Origin of the sequence: Bacillus sp. FSL R5-0439 (assembly GCF_038008805.1) — a bacterium.
Classification (GTDB): Bacteria; Bacillota; Bacilli; order Bacillales; family Bacillaceae; genus Bacillus; species Bacillus safensis.
Genome location: NZ_JBBOZW010000001.1, coordinates 3,560,279 through 3,576,227 on the forward strand (window position 1 = coordinate 3,560,279; position 15,949 = coordinate 3,576,227).

General features: G+C 41.8%; 13 protein-coding genes. 5 read left to right on the forward strand and 8 right to left on the reverse strand.

Annotated features, from left to right (window positions below):
* Window positions 1–38 precede the first annotated feature (38 nt).
* Entirely contained in the window at window positions 39–1,553 is a 1,515-nt protein-coding gene (locus NST59_RS18365) for a methyl-accepting chemotaxis protein (RefSeq protein ID WP_126682522.1), read from the reverse strand.
* A gap of 316 nt (window positions 1,554–1,869) precedes the next feature.
* On the opposite strand from NST59_RS18365, the gene NST59_RS18370 reads away from it, so the two are divergent.
* Window positions 1,870–3,207 carry an amino acid permease gene (locus tag NST59_RS18370; protein ID WP_024423951.1) on the forward strand — a complete coding sequence of 446 codons (1,338 nt, stop codon included), beginning with the start codon at window positions 1,870–1,872 and terminating at the stop codon, window positions 3,205–3,207.
* Between the two features lie 31 nt (window positions 3,208–3,238).
* Here the strand turns inward: NST59_RS18370 and NST59_RS18375 are convergent, their stop codons facing one another.
* The 6 genes from NST59_RS18375 to NST59_RS18400 all read right to left on the reverse strand — a co-directional run bounded on the left by NST59_RS18375 (window position 3,239) and on the right by NST59_RS18400 (window position 10,006).
* Window positions 3,239–4,327 (reverse strand): DNA alkylation repair protein, encoded by a 1,089-nt coding sequence (locus NST59_RS18375; RefSeq protein WP_186315104.1) that lies wholly within the window; start codon window positions 4,325–4,327, stop codon window positions 3,239–3,241.
* Between the two features lie 110 nt (window positions 4,328–4,437).
* Window positions 4,438–5,766 carry a GntP family permease gene (locus tag NST59_RS18380; protein WP_341040885.1) on the reverse strand — a complete coding sequence of 443 codons (1,329 nt, stop codon included), beginning with the start codon at window positions 5,764–5,766 and terminating at the stop codon, window positions 4,438–4,440.
* Window positions 5,767–5,790: 24 nt separating this feature from the next.
* Window positions 5,791–7,335, reverse strand: coding sequence for a gluconokinase (gene gntK, locus NST59_RS18385; protein WP_341040886.1), 1,545 nt, complete (start codon window positions 7,333–7,335; stop codon window positions 5,791–5,793).
* A gap of 184 nt (window positions 7,336–7,519) precedes the next feature.
* A complete protein-coding gene (locus tag NST59_RS18390; RefSeq protein WP_341040887.1) occupies window positions 7,520–8,377 on the reverse strand; it encodes a MurR/RpiR family transcriptional regulator in 858 nt (285 codons plus the stop codon).
* A 92-nt stretch (window positions 8,378–8,469) separates the two neighbouring features.
* Complete coding sequence (locus NST59_RS18395) at window positions 8,470–9,405, reverse strand: nucleoside hydrolase (RefSeq protein WP_341040888.1); 936 nt, start codon at window positions 9,403–9,405, stop codon at window positions 8,470–8,472.
* A 94-nt stretch (window positions 9,406–9,499) separates the two neighbouring features.
* The gene (locus NST59_RS18400) at window positions 9,500–10,006 is read right to left on the reverse strand and encodes a DUF1433 domain-containing protein (protein WP_126682526.1); all 507 of its coding nucleotides are present in this window, start codon (window positions 10,004–10,006) and stop codon (window positions 9,500–9,502) included.
* Window positions 10,007–10,136: 130 nt separating this feature from the next.
* Between NST59_RS18400 and NST59_RS18405 the strand changes: the two genes are divergently transcribed.
* From NST59_RS18405 to NST59_RS18415, 3 genes are all read left to right on the forward strand, one after another.
* Window positions 10,137–11,621: a lipase family protein gene (locus NST59_RS18405; RefSeq protein WP_144491647.1), complete on the forward strand. Its 1,485-nt coding sequence runs from the start codon at window positions 10,137–10,139 to the stop codon at window positions 11,619–11,621.
* A gap of 12 nt (window positions 11,622–11,633) precedes the next feature.
* Window positions 11,634–12,044, forward strand: a complete 411-nt coding sequence (locus tag NST59_RS18410; RefSeq protein ID WP_047203721.1) for a hypothetical protein — start codon at window positions 11,634–11,636, stop codon at window positions 12,042–12,044.
* An 82-nt stretch (window positions 12,045–12,126) separates the two neighbouring features.
* The gene (locus NST59_RS18415) at window positions 12,127–13,803 is read left to right on the forward strand and encodes a hypothetical protein (protein WP_039182688.1); all 1,677 of its coding nucleotides are present in this window, start codon (window positions 12,127–12,129) and stop codon (window positions 13,801–13,803) included.
* 15 nt (window positions 13,804–13,818) lie between these two features.
* On the opposite strand, the gene NST59_RS18420 is transcribed toward NST59_RS18415, so the two are convergent.
* Window positions 13,819–14,718 (reverse strand): LysR family transcriptional regulator, encoded by a 900-nt coding sequence (locus NST59_RS18420; protein ID WP_041087486.1) that lies wholly within the window; start codon window positions 14,716–14,718, stop codon window positions 13,819–13,821.
* 172 nt (window positions 14,719–14,890) lie between these two features.
* Here NST59_RS18420 and NST59_RS18425 point away from each other — a divergent pair, with 172 nt between their 5' ends.
* Window positions 14,891–15,886, forward strand: coding sequence for a LacI family DNA-binding transcriptional regulator (locus NST59_RS18425; RefSeq protein ID WP_039182692.1), 996 nt, complete (start codon window positions 14,891–14,893; stop codon window positions 15,884–15,886).
* Window positions 15,887–15,949: the final 63 nt, after the last annotated feature.

A 15,949-nucleotide genomic window follows, 5' to 3' on the forward strand; every position in this document is an offset into this window, starting at 1 on the left:
GAAAAAACCGCCTTCGACGAGAGGGCGGTTTTTGACGATTAAATACTCTTTGAATACGCCACAAGACGCTGAGACATGTGATTCACTTCATCGACTGCAGCGTTCACCTGCTCTGTTAAAGCAGCCTGAGTTTGCGTAAGAGCTGTCATATTCGAGATATTTTCAAGAATTTCATCAATTTGTGTTTTCATATCCGTTAAACTAGATTCGATATTTTCCGTTGCATTGGCACTATGCAGCGCCAGCTTTCGCACTTCATCTGCAACGACAGAGAATCCACGTCCTTGTTCACCAGCTCTAGCTGCTTCAATCGCAGCATTTAGACCAAGCAGGTTCGTTTGGTTCGCCACTTCTTTGATTAAGTCAGAAATATTTTTCGTCTCATCTGCACTATTTTTTGCTAAGTGGGCGGCAGACGTTGACTGCTCTTGAGCAACAGCAAGCTCCTGTGCTTGATTTGTCACAGAGCTAATGCCCGATACCATCTCGCTAATAGAACTTGAAAGCTGTTCTACTTGTGAAGCCATTTCATCCGCTGTTTTCTCTTTGTTTTTTTCTAACGTGATGTCACGAATAGTTCCTGCCACACGAAGAGGAACACCTTTTTCATCACGAATGGTTTCACCACCCGCATGATACCAGCGGTACTCACCATTTTTACTCTGTAATCTGTAATCAATGTCGAATGGTGTGCGGCCTGAGTGGTCATTTAAATGATCTGCAAAAGCTTGGAGAGCCATTTCTTGATCCTCAGGATGCAGACGATCGCTCCAGCTGCTCAGAACATTCGGGAAATCTTTTTCATCCGTAAAGCCAAGAGTTGATCTGAACTGCGGAGACCACCAGAATTCGTTATTTGGATTGACTGGATCGCCGGCCTCTACCACCATGTCCCAAGGAGCTTCGACAAGCGCACGGTTGATTAAGTCATATCTTGTGACAAATGCTTGCAGCTCTTCTTCTTTCAATTTCTGATCATGAATATCAAAAAGTGCTCCCGCCACACGAAGAGGGACACCATTTCGATCACGAACGGTCGTTCCAGTTGCTTTGAACCAGCGATAATCTCCGTTTTTTAACTTTAAGCGATATTCGATATCATACGGCGTACGCCCCGAATGGTCCAATAAATGCGAAGCAAATGCATCTAATGTATATTCTTGTTCATCCGGATGTATTCGAGATGCCCAGCTGTCTAATAGATTTGGAAAATCGTGCTCATTTTGAAAGCCGAGCATTTTGCGGAAATCATCCGTCCATGTGAATTCATTCTTTGGATTAACTGGATCTCCAGCGATAACGACCATATCCCATAAGCCAACTTGAATGGCTTTTGTCACTAAATCCATCCGCATTTGAATATTTTCATTGGCATCCTGCATCTTTTGCAAAGCTTCATTAATTTGCGCTACCGCTTCTATCGTTTGGCTAGAAGAAAATGCAGCAGTATCTAATCTTGCTGAAAGGTCTCCTTTTTCGATTCTTTCTATTAATTGGCTGCTTTCACTCAGAAGGATTCCAGCCGATGAATCATTTGCTTTTCTCTTAAACATCTTTCATAACTCCTTTCAACTCTAACGTTATTGAAATATTTTACAGTTATAAACAATTCTTTATTAGGACTTTAGTAATACAAATGATATATCGACAAAAACTGAAAATTGTTTATGTCAGAATGAAGGCAAATGTTTATTTTTTCATGAGGTTTCATAAGTTGGATTGGGATGAAGGAAGTGTTTTATGGAGATATGTGGGTAAAATGATAGAATCAACCTCTGTTTTTGTCTGAAAAATCTCTTTTTTTATATTGACACTGGCGTCTTGAAAAAAGAAAATGGAACATAAGCATTTTTAAAAAAGGAGAACGTCATGAGCGCGAATCAGGAGCAACAAGAATTAAAAAAGCTTTTATCACCGCGTCACATTCGCATGATTGCGATGGGCGGGGTCATTGGTACAGGAATCTTTAAAGGAAGTGCCGATACAATTGGTTTAGCAGGTCCTGGGGTGATCTTTTCCTATGTATTTGCCGGATTGCTGCTCCTCATTGTGATGGCAGCATTAGCCGAAATGGCCATTGTGTACCCGGGAAATAATCTACGCGACCTTATACAAATTGCGCTTGGTCAACGTTTTTCATTTGTCGTCGGCTGGGTTTACTGTTTTATGTGGCTCACTGTATGTGTCATTGAGATTATTGCAGCTGGCAGTCTGCTTCAATACTGGCTGCCGAACGTACCGCTATGGTCACTATGTTTACTTTGCTCACTCTTAGTCATCGGAATTAACTTAAATAATGTAAAATACTTTGGTGAAATTGAATTTTGGTTCGCTGGAATGAAGATTTTCGTTATTATTGTCTTTATTATTCTCGGTGCAGCATTATTATTTGGGATCATTCCAAACGAACAAAGCACACCAGCGCTTACCAACTATCAAAACTTCGTCCCGAACGGATGGGGTGCGATCTTTGCATCACTTTTAGTGGTTATTTTCTCTTATGGAGGCTCTGAATTGATCGGGCTGACCATTACTGAAACAAAGGATGCGGAGAAGGTCTTGCCTGGAGTAGTCAAAAGTATGATGTGGCGGATTATCTTATTCTACACATTGCCGATTTTGATCATCTGCGGACTCATTCCTTGGAATCAAATTGACCCAAATAACAGTCCTTTTGTCCAAGTCTTCTCTGCTGCTGGTATGCAAGGCGCCTCTCACTTCATTAATTTCGTCTTGATTACAGCCGTTCTATCTGCGGCGAATTCTGGAATTTATGGAACGACGAGAATGATTCATTCTCTTTCTAAATCAGATGGCGGGCCGAAAAAGCTGGCACAGGTCAACAAAAGAGGCGTACCCATTTTGAGTTTATGGGTCACCGTTCTATTTCTTCTCATTGGAACATTCTTTGCTTACTTATATCCGGACCAAATTTTCAGCTATATGCTGGCTATTCCTGGTTTTGCGGTTTCACTCATTTGGATCAGCATTTGTATGGCACATCTAAAGCTGCGTCCAAAATATCCACAGGAGCCGTATTTCAAAGTGTGGCTGTTTCCGTATTTGACTTTATTTGCAGGTCTTGTACTCAGCTTGAGCTTTGTTTTGTTCCTATTCAGACAAGAAAACCTGCCTAGCTCCATTATCAGCATCGGCTTCTTAGTCGCTGCCATCATCGCTTCATTCTTAATGAAAAAGAAAGCTTAAACACCAAAACCCGCCGAAATGGCGGGTTTTTTCATGAGCTTCTATCTTCTGTTACTTCAAAATCAACCGATGCTTTTGGAATGCCGTTGATGATAATCGTTAAAGTATGGATTCCCTCATAATGCTTTCTCGTCGTCATATTTTGAAAGGACTGTGACCTGACGAATTCTCTATGTAACGCTGCACTTGTTTCAAATTCTGTGATTTTAAATACCTTTTGATTGCGGGTACCCCGAGCTTTGACATAGTCTATGGCATACTCTACACGCAACTTTAGTGGCTTAGCAGCTTGAAGAGTAAATTGAAAGGTCATTTTCTCTCCAATACGAATTGGATTTTGCACTACCTTCAAATCCGTTACTTGAACAGATGGATCGTCCCCATAACCAAACAAAGCCATGATATCTGGATCACCTTTTTTTAGTAAGGTACGGGATGCATGTTTGATGATCCAATTCGTATGTTCATTCGTTCCATACCAGCTTTTAGCCGTCTTCTTCATCAGATCAGGCTGAATTGCAGAAATATCATTTAAGTGGTTCGCTACACTTTTTTGCACATACCGCGCTGGGTCCGACTTCAAGTTTTCTAATATAGGGAACGTAACCGAAGGGTCTTTTTTAAGTGCAGGAACAGTTAATCCCCATGGCAAACGTGGTCTGCATCCTTCACTAGCAAGCCGCCGGATATGCTCGTTTTGATTCTGTGACCATACGAGCATTTGCGCCAGCATTTTGTCTTGATCCTGAATTAGAAAAGGCCGAACAGCAAATTCAGAAGTGGAAAAAGGCGTAAAGAATTCGAGCGCCTTGATCGAGATATCCCAATGTGCTAGACCATACGTTTCGACGTAGTCTGGAAATACAAGCGCACTAAGTCCTGAAAAATGCGGGGCTGTCTGACGCAGCACCTCAATTGCCTGCTCATAATCCTTAGGTAGACAGGCATGCATTGATTCAGTGACTCTTCTCATTCTGCCTTTTAACTCCAGCTGCTCCCAATCCTTTTGGAGCACAAGCCGTTGGAATTCTTCAGCATCAAATCCAGTCGACGCTTGTGCAAGTTTCTCGGCTAATTCTGCAATAAATAATTCATGATAAACGTGTTTTAATGGTTCGATCTTGTCCGCCTCCCACATCTCAATATCTTCATTTTACCCCAATCTGAAAAAGGTGGTATGGCTAAAAGCAAAAACAGCCCAATTCCGAAGAATCAGGCTGTTGCGTTTCGCTATATAAACATATTAATGATCATAATAAATGCAATAGCACTAACAGAAATAATTGTCTCCATAGCCGTCCATGTCAAAAACGTTTCTTTAATGGTCATACCAAAATACTCTTTAATCAGCCAAAAACCAGAATCATTGACGTGAGACAAAATCAACGAACCCGCCCCTGTAGCCAACACTAGAAGCTCTCTGCTCACACCCGGCATAGATGCAGCAATCGGTGCGACAATACCAGCTGCGGTCATCATGGAGACCGTAGCTGATCCTGTTGCCACACGAATAACCGCAGCAATCAGCCAGCTAAGCAAAATTGGCGAGATCGGCGAATGTTTGGCTAAATCTGCAATATAATCACCGACACCTGAATCGATGAGCACATTATTGAAAGCCCCGCCTGCTCCAATGACAAGCAGAATGGAAGCGATCGGACCTAAGCACTCATTACTAAAGGAAAGCACCCGGTCACGGCTCATCCCTTGCACAAAGCCAAGACTGAAGAAAGAAGACACCGTTGCAATCAGCAGTGCTGTAATTGGATCTCCAATGTACTTGAATATCTGAAACCATAAACTGTCCTCTGGTAAAATAATATCTGCCAGTGTGGCAAGAAGCATTAGAATCACTGGCACCAAAATCGTAAACATCGTATTTGCAAAACCGGGAAGTTTTCGATCTTCATTGCGTTCAGTAAATTGCTTTCTCAGCAGCTCCGGAACGGGTTTATGAATCCGTTTTCCAATCCACTTTCCATACAGCGGTCCAGCAATAATAGCTGTCGGTAAACCGACAATAATGGAAAAGAAAATGGTTTTCCCCACGTTGGCATGATAGATGCCGACAGCCGCCATGGCAGCTGGATGAGGCGGTACCAGACCATGAACGACAGACAAGCCAGCAATGAGCGAAATCCCAATTGTCACGAGCGAGATGCCCGTTTCAATCGCAATCGTAAACAATAAAGGAATGAGAAGAACGAATCCGACCTGGAAAAAGACAGGTATCCCCACAATAAAGGCAACAAACATCATTGCCCAATGCACATTTTTTGTCCCAAACCGGCCGATTAATGTGTGAGCGATCCGCTCAGCTCCACCCGATTCAGCCATCATTTTCCCAAGCATGGTGCCAAGCGCTAGAACTATGGCCAATAATGATAACGTATTGCCTAACCCCGTTTTAATGGATTGAATGATTTCCTGCAGGTCCATCCCTGTGGCAAAGCCGACTAACATAGAAGTAATAATTAAACTCACAAACGGATTCAACTTAGCAACTGTTATGAGGATGAGTAAAAGGACAATTGCTGCAATCACGATGAATAAAAGCATGCTCTCCCACCTTTTCCCTGATGTTTAATGATTTTGTTTTAATTGCAGCGCACTAATGACATCAAATTCATCCTTCAGTTTGTCATAGAGGCGCTCATATAAGTAAAACAGTTCTATGTATGTTTCATTGTTCTCCATATTTGGTTCATGACGGGCAGAGATTCGAATCCAATCTTGAATCTCTTCTATCTCTTCCATATAACCTAAACTATGAAGTGCGAGGACAGCCGCCCCAAGTGCTGATGCCTCGTAGCTTTCTGGAACAAGTACTTCCCTGCCCATCGTATCCGCTAAAATTTGCCGCCACAGCGGAGATCGCGCAAATCCGCCCGATGCCCTGACATCCTTTGCTGAACCGGTTAAATCCCTTAAGGCAACACCGATTGAGAAAACACTCATAATAACGCCTTCTAACACAGCTCTTATAAAATGCTCCCGCTTATGCTGAAGACCGATCCCAAAGAAAGTACCTCTCGCATTTGGATTCCAATAAGGTGCACGCTCACCCGTTAAAAATGGCAGAAACAGCAGCCCCTCTGAGCCGGCTGGAACTTTTTTCGCAATATCAATCATCAGGTCATAAGGATCCACTCCAAGGCGCTTTGCTACCTCCACCTCCGAGGATCCAAATTCATCCTTCAGCCATCTCAGCATGATTCCGCCATTATTCGTCGGTCCTCCAACCACCCAATGCTTATCAGTCAGCGCATAGCAGAACGTTCTTGATTGTTCATCTGTGATTGGTTTGTCCACGACCGTACGGACTGCACCGCTTGTCCCAATCGTGACAGCCACCTCACCTTTTCCAATTGCCCCCACACCTAAATTCGCGAGAACCCCATCATTCGCACCAACCACAAAGGGTGTATCTTCCGCAATACCCATTCGCAGGGCGATCTCTGGCTGAAGACCTCTCAGCTGATGCGTCGTCGGAACAAGTTCAGACAATTGATTGGCTTTAATTCCAGTAATACGAAGCGCCTCTTCATCCCATTGAAGCGTTTCCAATCGGAACAGCCCTGTTGCTGAAGCAATTGAATAATCGACCACATACTGGCCAAAGAAATGATAAAGAATATATTCTTTGATGGAAATAAATTTCGCTGCCTTTTTAAAGACATCAGGTGCCATTTCCTTGAACCACCTTATTTTTGAAAGCGGTGACATTGGATGGATCGGTGTACCGGTTCTTTTATACACTTGGAAGCCATCCATGTCCGAAATGATTCGCTTCGCTTGTTCTGCACTTCTGTTATCTGCCCAAATGATACTGTTCGTTAACGCCTTGCCATCCTTATCCATCACAATCAAGGAATGCATCGCTGTACTAATTCCGATGCCTATGAGACGTTTTGCATCAAATGCTGCTTTCGTCAACACGCCTCTTACACTTGCAATGACAGCTTCTAGTATATGTTCAGGGTCCTGTTCAACCCATGCTGGTTGGGGCTGAATGAGATCATAAGGAACCGAATGCTTTGCTATCACTTTCCCCTGTGGTCCAAATAGAACCGCCTTTGTACTTGTTGTTCCAATATCCAAACCAATTACCGCCTGGTTTCCCTTCATCTGTATCACGCCCAATCATTGATTTGAAATCATATTTATTGTTTTCATATACCTGTTAAATCCCATTATAGGAATAATTTTTTCGACATTCAACGACTGAAAAGAAAATTTTTTTCACTTAAAAGCTCACAATCGTTACCACAACAGCATTTTTCATTAATAGAAAAATTTATTTTTGAAACCATTACACCCTTTTTTGTGAAATGGTTTCTCTCATTTGTTTTAAATTCGATAAAGTTTCCTGCTGCCTTAAGTGAGCAAGTGCAAAGTATAGTACGTCAATGACAGTGAGCTGAGCAAGTCTTGCAGACATCGCCTCTGTTCGAAAGGCCGTTTCTTGCGTCGATGTATACAACGTGACATCAGCAAGCTGGCTTAATGGGGAGCGCTGATAGCTTGTAATACCGATGGTTTTCGCGCCTTTTTCCTTTGCTGTTTTCATCGCATCGAGTAAATCTTTATTCCGGCCAGAATGAGATATACCGATCACTGTACTGTGCTGGTCGAGAAGACCAGCAGACATCGCTTGAAAATGAGAATCGGTGTGAACAATACAGTTGATGCCTGTCCTCATAAATTTATGAAAAGCGTCCGTTGCAATGAGGCCCGACCCGCCACTCCCATAAAACTCTAAGCGCTTTGCTTCATGAATGATTTGTATGGCTTTTTCTACATCTTCTGGATTCAACAATTGAAAGCTATCCTTTAATGCGGATATATTCGTCTGAAAAACCTTTTGCATAAAAACGGCCGTATCATCATCAAGACTCATTTCTTCGTCTACATAATCAGGCTTTGTTTGATCTATTTCCTGAGCAATTGCAATCTTCAAATCTTGAAAGCCCTCAAATCCAAGCCTTTTACAAAGACGAAAAATCGTTGCCTCTGAGCTCGCTGTCTTTTTGGCAAGCTCGACAATAGATAAATGAATAATGTCGCCAGGTTCACTCGTAATATGTTCTGCTATTCCTTTCAACTTTGGCGGCAATCCTCTGCTTGCTGCTCGTATTTTTTCAATACTACTTAAACTGACAGAAGCCAATTGACTTCACTCCTCCCTTAATCATGTGAGCGCATACATTTCCTCATGTTCCCATCTTATAAAAAAGAAGCCTGTTTGCACAGACTTCTTTTTTATGAATTCATCGTTTTGATCAATAAATCAAAAAAAGCTTCAGCATCTACATCCATACACACTTGGACATTGCGCTCTTTCTCCCATTGGTGCTGAAAATCACAGATCATTTGACCGTCACAAAACTCACTCTTCGTCTCCACTTCTACATGAAAAGCCTGTGTGCTTACAAGCTTCTTGTTAATGGCAAGACTTACAGCAAGCGGATCATGCATGGCACACGCCCACACACCATTACGCTCAAAATAGCGCTGGCGGTAAATGCTTGTACTCTCTCTGATGTAAGCTGCCAACGTTTCATTTTGAATGGCATCGATTCTCTCATCTGTTAACAAGACCTGTCTCGTGACATCCAGTCCTACTTGAGTCAATGAAGGGAACCCAGCCTCCAGCACCAATTTTGCCGCTTCTGGATCTGCATATGTATTAAATTCCGCAACCGGTGTGACATTCCCCTGTCCCTGCACGACTCCCCCCATAAAAATGACCTCTTTCACGTGATGAATCAGCTCAGGGCATTTTTTTACCGCAAGGGCTAAATTCGTTAAGGGCCCTGTCAACACAAGCGTGACCTGCTTCGAATACTGCAGCACTTGTTCAATGATAAAATCAGGCGCAAAACCAGCATCTGCGGTCTTCTTAGGCCGGGCATCCTTTAAAGCGCCGCCAATTCCATCCTCAACGTGTACCCGATGTTCATAATGAGGTGCTCTTAAAAGAGGGGTTGCTGAACCTTTGATGACAGGAATGTTATCTACCTCAACCAGCTCAAGCACTTTACACGTATTCAAAGTAGCGGTATCGACAGACACATTCCCGCACACCGTTGTAATCCCCAACATATCAAACTGCTTACTTTTCACTGCAAGCAAAATCCCAATCGCATCATCGATTCCAGTATCTACATCCAAGATCAATTTCTTTGTATTTACCATGGGTGAAATCTCTCCCTTGTTTGTAAGTGTTGTTAGGTGAATGATAGCATATGCCTGTTTCAACTATTTAGGGAATATTAGCAGGTTGATCTTATTACTCTTTTTCTCCAATGTCTTTGAGATATTGCTCTCGTTCTTTTTCAGAGAGTCGTTTAAGATAGTTTTCCTTTAATTCTGGTTCATCTTTAAATTTATCCCAATCTTTAAAACGATATGACAACTCAGGATCATAACTCATTGAACCTATTTTTTTAGCTCTATATTGTAAAGAAGCTGAAAATCCGTACTTCTCCGGTTTATTATTTATATAGCCATCGATTGTAATGTCCCCCATTGGATTGATGGTCACATCTTTTTCAAACGTTATGGTTTTGATAAAGTTATGAATATCTCTTTTGTGCAAGTGCTCTTCAACCTTAGGTTTCATCTTCTCTGCAAAATCTTCTGCTATTTCTTGATCACTCTTTTCTCTTTCTTCCACGATATTTTTTCCTCCTGCATCGTTAGATTCTTTTTTCTTATCAAGTTGTAGAATAAGTAACATCACCGAGATAAATAGGACGAGAACTAGAACACATATAATTTTAATTGTGTTTTTCATTTATACAATATCCACCTTTTATTGATATAATACTTGCTCTTTTTTGTATAATAAGCCATGTATTTATAATAGATATTTATACCAATCTATAATATAATTAACATAGATAAATATAACAGGAGTGTTATTATTGACCATTAAATCAAATCAATTTAAGCTTACTGACGAAGATTATAAGGAAATATCATCAAAATCTTATGCAATTAAAAATTATAAACACTCTCAAGAGATAGAAATTAGTAATGGTCAAATAATGTATGTTATTGACTATCAAGAAACAAAAAAAGGTCTTAATTCACTAACCCTTGTATCCGAGATTGATTTCGAGCGCTCTGATGGCGGCAAAGACCTCACCAAAATCAAAAACGCCGTCATCGCCTACCGTGGCTCAGAACCGATTGGTGCAGACCAATATAAAGATACCATTAAAAAACATGGAAAAAAAGAGTCAGATGATCTTCTTTCTACCATTTTGACGAAGCTGCCTCCTTTTAGTCGGTCGAAGGGTTCACAGGAAGTGACGACTAAGTTGACAACAGGTACAACCGCCTATACAAATGAAATTGTTCAAGATTGGATGGTTTCGGATACAAAGTATCTGATTAAAAATATCCCATTTGAGCATGGTGCAGAGAATCAAATGGTTCAAGCGGATCGGTATGCGAAAGAAATCCATAAGAAAATGCCGAATGCGAAGATGTATGTCACAGGGCATTCACTCGGCGGGTCAAATGCTTCCTATGTTCTTGTCAAAAATGATTTTATTCAAGGCGGGGTCACCTTTGAGAATCCGAATATTTACCCAAATCTATCGGATGGTCTACAAGCTAAAGCATTAAAAGGCGATTACCGCAGTAGATTAACAGAATATATCAATCTCAATGACGGGCTTTCTCTTTTAAATCGGCATACGACAGAAATCGGTCGAGTGAAAGTGATGTATGATGCCGCTCTCCCTGAAGGCGTCGATTACTCCGAGGACTCCTCAAAAGCCGTCCAATTCATAAAAGACCTCCTCAATCGGGCAATGAGTGTGAATCCTTCACTGGATGCGAATTTATTTCTTGAAGCCCTCGCTGGCAGCCATGGATTAGATCGTTATACCTTTTCGCCAGATGGCTCCGTTCAAACCATTGATGATATGTTGAAAAAAAATCCTTCTCTTACTACGGCCATGTTACAACAGTTGGGTCAATCTAATGTTGATCCGCATAGTGTAGTGGCGATTTTAATTAAGTCCCACGTTCTCATGAACACAGGGCGTAAATTCTCGACATATGCTGATCACCATATGCAGCAAATCATTCGCAAAATTGAGAAACTCGATGACAAAGTAGATCAATCGGTAGAACGAGTTCGTTCGAGATACAAACAAATTGTCGGTTTCGGTTCGTATGATCAGCTGACGGCTTCAGATGTAGATGCCGTGATTCGCCACTTAAAAACAGAAGGTCTTGAAAATGAGTTCTATTCGGTCAAAAAGTATGATACAGCGATAGATAGCGCTATGAATATGAAAAGGTGGATGGACTCAATATCAGATGATATGAGCGATCTTGGAAAACAATACCACAATGCAGATACAGCCCTGGCAAAGAACATGGGTATTTCTTAAGGAGTACGATAAATGGAATTTTCAAAGAAACAACCAACAGATGCAGATCGTTTTTTGCAAAGAATGACAGATACGCATACATCAAGCTCCATCTTCTCAAAAGCAAACTTTGACACGGAAGACATGACACCAGCAGAGCTGGCAGCTTTGAAAGCAAAGATCAAAGAAGAACAGAAAACAGCACTTATCAGAGCCATCCGGCATCAGCTTCAAAATGAGTTTGCAGATGACCGTCAAGAAGCGGAAAAAATTTTAGATCTAATCGATGAACTTCAGATCAAAGTGTATACACATCAAAATCGCATCCAAACACATATGTCAGGTCAAGCCATTGATGCCTTAATAGAAAAAATTGAACAAAGACTCAAGTTCTACGAAATGAAAGAAGATGTTCGTTCCGCCATCAACTCGATTGGCATTTAGATGAACCTTCCATCCGATGAATCTTTTCCCCGCCTCACTCGTATATACTAAAAGAGTGATTGATTTGAAAGGAGATCTGTTTGTGGGATATATTCTGTTATTTTCGGTTGTGATCGGTCTTGTCCTGACCCTTTTGCTCACACCAATTAGGTTGATTATAAGAAAGAAAGGAACAGAACAGCAGGTGCCGTTCATGTGGATTGCTGGCCTTGCTTTACTGTTTATGATCGGTATTTTTGTTTTCTATTACATCACCAATTTAGATCGGAACCCTTCCTCCCTATGGCTGATTGGTCTTGTTGTGACAGCAGCAGGCGCCTTTTTGTCAGTTGGATTGGAGCGTAAAATCAAAGGCGTGCTGTTCCTTATTCTATTACTGCTCGGTGTTTACATGGCGACAGCTTTTCTATTCAATGCGAATGAGAAATTCGATGTCTCCAAAATGGAGCAAAAAGTAGAAATCAAAGCGTTTGAAGAGACAGAAACACCTGCGAGTGTACCGCCTCAATTTGCCCGTAATAAAATGAAGAAATCGTTCGGACAGGTTCCAAATACAAGCTACTATGAGCTTGGCAGCTTGCAAATTCAGAAGGTCAACGGTGAGTATGTTTACATCGCTCCGGTGGAATTCTCGGACTTCTTTAAATGGATTCGTGCAGGCAGCACGCCGGGTTACTTTACATTAAGCGCGACTGACTCATCTGCTAATCCAAAGTTCGTGAAGACGGAGATGGTTTATACGCCTTCCTCCTATTTCAACAAAGAAATTGAGCGGCATATCCGTCTCCAGTACCCAGATTTGATTTTCTACGGCGATACACAGCTGGAAATCAATGATGACGGCAAGCCTTATTACATTCAAACGTATGGCGATTTCATCTCTGCACGAAACGGCTTTAAAGCTTCCGGTGTGGTCGTTGTTGATGCCAAAACGGGTGCCACGAAGAAATATGCTCTAGATCAAGTACCTGCCTTTATCGACGGTGCTGTTTCACCAGAGGCGGTCAGCCTGCAAAACAGCTATTTCGGAAACTATATTCACGGGTTCTGGAACAGTATGTTTGGGAAGTCAGATGTAAAGCTGCCTTCCGATGAAGGAACGGAAGCCAATGTGAGCCCAGTGTTTGATTCAAAAGGAGATATGTATTACTTCACAGATTTCACAAGTCCGAAAGAGGGCGTTGATTCCATGCTCGGATATGCCCTCACAAATGCCCGGACAGGAAAAGCGACTTATTATACCGGAAATCTTGAAGAATCCTATATGGATTCTCAGGGCGCTCTGCAAATTATTGAGAAACGATTCATCGAGAAGAAATGGAAAGGGCGCATGCCGATTCTCTATAATTTCTATGGTGAAGCCAGCTGGCTCACACCGGTTCTCGATTCAAATGGATTCCTGCAAAACTACTTTATCGTTTCTGCAGCCAATCCAGAAATCGCTGCGTACGCTTCTACACCAAACGAAGCACTGAGAGCCTATAAAACAGCTCTGCAAAAAGGCGGCGGTACCGTTAACAGTTCCTCTAAGCAAGAAAAGAAAGAAGCAGCAGGGAAGGTCAAACGAGTCTACAAAGAAAAGACCGGTGATTATACAACCGTCACCTTCCTGCTAGACGATGGAAAAAGCTACACTATGTCATCTGAAAAAGAACCTCTCGTCATCTATTTAAAAGAGGGCGATCAGGTCACCATGAAATATACAGATACAGGTGAAATCTTCCTTCCAGTCGATGAAATTAAAATCAAAGGGTTATAAAAAAAGAAGCTTCTCCTATTGTGGAGAAGCTCCTTTTTTCTCTTTCCTTAACAATTCAACGAGCAATTCCTTATTTTTATTTCCCCCAGTCATCGGTGACTCGACATAGGAGAATTTTCGTTTGAAATCCATGCCTCTCACAGAAATAACAGCCAATTCACCGCCAATGCTGCCTCGCTGGAGGACATATTTAGATAAAACAGAAAGACCCATTCCGTGGATCACAGCTTCTTTAATGGCTTGATTGCTGCTAAAGGTCACAAAGGTTCGTGCTTTCAGTCCATTTGATTTCAGGACATGCTGTAAATATTCTCCTGTCCCTGATCCCTCTTCTCTCGTGATCCATGTTTCGTTTTGTAATTGATCAATGGTGACATCTTTCTTCTTGGCAAAAGGATGATCTAATGGCGCCACAATATACAGCTCGTCCTCTAGAAAAGTTTCTACAGAAAGCTCTTTGTCATTGGTTTGTCCTTCGATCAAACCGATATCGACATGGAATAAACGGACGTGTCCGGCGATCGCCTCTGTATTATCAATGACCACCTCAATATCAACATGCGGATAGAGCTGATGAAACTCCGCCAATATTTGCGGCAGCACATACTCACCAATTGTGAAGCTCGCCCCGATGGTCAGCTTTCCTCTTGCCAAATGATGATGCTCATAAATGTCCTGCTTCGCCTGTTCATAGAGACGAATGATTTGTTTTGATCGATGGTACAGCATATCCCCAGTTGGTGTAACGGTTAATTGCTTTGGCGAACGATTCAGCAGAACGGTCTGGAATTCCTGCTCCAAGTTCTTAATATGAAGACTAACACTCGGCTGAGAAATCCGCAGCTTTTGGGCTGCTTTTGTAAAGTTCTTCTCCTCCACCACTGTTACAAATGTCTTCAGTGCATCGTAATACATCGGTCCCTCTCCTATCAGAAATCTTAATCCAACACCTTACATATATATATCTTACTAATTCCTTTCCAGCACGTAAAGAACCGCCTAAACGAAAACAATTTAATAAAAATATTTACTAATTTTTTTAAAGACTCTATACTAAGAGGAGATATTTTCTATAGGAGGTGCTGATTTGGCAGCTAAAATAAAGGACATTGCAGAAAAAGCAGGTTTATCCATTGCAACGGTATCTCGCGTACTGAACCAAGATCCCAACCTATCTGTCACCGATCAAACACGCGAAAAAGTATATGCCGCCGCAGAAGCTTTGTCCTACCAAAAGAAGACATTCAAACATTCATTAAAAAAAATCGCCTTTCTCTATTGGATGACCGAAAAGGAAGAGCTTGAAGATATTTATTTTAAATCCATTCGACTCGGCATTGAGGAACTCACCAATACTCGGAGCTTAAATGTCACCGCTTACAATCCTTCTGATGGGCTTCATTCCATTGATCCTGCTACAGAAGGGATCATCGCCATCGGCCGATTTAAAACGTCAGAGCTTGACCAATTATATGCGGTCACTCCGCACATTGTCTTTATTGATACGACACCGGATGAAGATCGTTTTGATTCTGTAAAGCCGAACCTGAAACGAATTGTTGAAAAGATCGTCGATTCTTTTATCGAAAAAGAACACTCATCCATTGGATTCATTGGCGGCACAGATCTTGATCTCAATACGAATGTGCACATTCCAGATATTCGTGAAACGACTTTCCGTGAATACATGCTTGCCCGCCATATGCTTGATGAGCGATTGGTCTATATCGGCCACCATTTCTCAGTCGATGAAGGCTATGCGCTCATGATGAAGGCGATTGATGAGCTTGGTGATGATCTGCCCACCGCTTTTTGTGTCGCTAGTGACCCTCTTGCCATTGGCTGCTTACAAGCATTAAATGAGCGCGGATTTTCTCTGCCGAATCGCGTCAGCGTTTTTAGTATCAACGATATTCATGTATCTCAATATGTGTCGCCGCCGCTCACCACGTATCATATCCATACGTCATTACTTTGTGAGACAGCGATCGATTTACTTTTAGAAAGACTTGTGGACGGCAGAACATTGCCTAAAACTGTTCTGATTGCCTCAGAGCCTGTTTTTCGAAAAAGCACCATATAATCAACTGGAAGCCCCTCCTAATATGGAGGGCTTCTTTTCTCTCTATATGAGTAAAAAATTTTA

Coding starts and splice junctions, on each gene's coding strand:
- NST59_RS18365 (WP_126682522.1), bottom strand. CDS start 1,553: ATGTTTAAGAGAAAAGCAAATGATTCATCGGCTGGAATCCTTCTGAGT.
- NST59_RS18370 (WP_024423951.1), top strand. CDS start 1,870: ATGAGCGCGAATCAGGAGCAACAAGAATTAAAAAAGCTTTTATCACCG.
- NST59_RS18380 (WP_341040885.1), bottom strand. CDS start 5,766: ATGCTTTTATTCATCGTGATTGCAGCAATTGTCCTTTTACTCATCCTC.
- gntK (WP_341040886.1), bottom strand. CDS start 7,335: ATGAAGGGAAACCAGGCGGTAATTGGTTTGGATATTGGAACAACAAGT.
- NST59_RS18395 (WP_341040888.1), bottom strand. CDS start 9,405: ATGGTAAATACAAAGAAATTGATCTTGGATGTAGATACTGGAATCGAT.
- NST59_RS18400 (WP_126682526.1), bottom strand. CDS start 10,006: ATGAAAAACACAATTAAAATTATATGTGTTCTAGTTCTCGTCCTATTT.
- NST59_RS18410 (WP_047203721.1), top strand. CDS start 11,634: ATGGAATTTTCAAAGAAACAACCAACAGATGCAGATCGTTTTTTGCAA.
- NST59_RS18420 (WP_041087486.1), bottom strand. CDS start 14,718: ATGTATTACGATGCACTGAAGACATTTGTAACAGTGGTGGAGGAGAAG.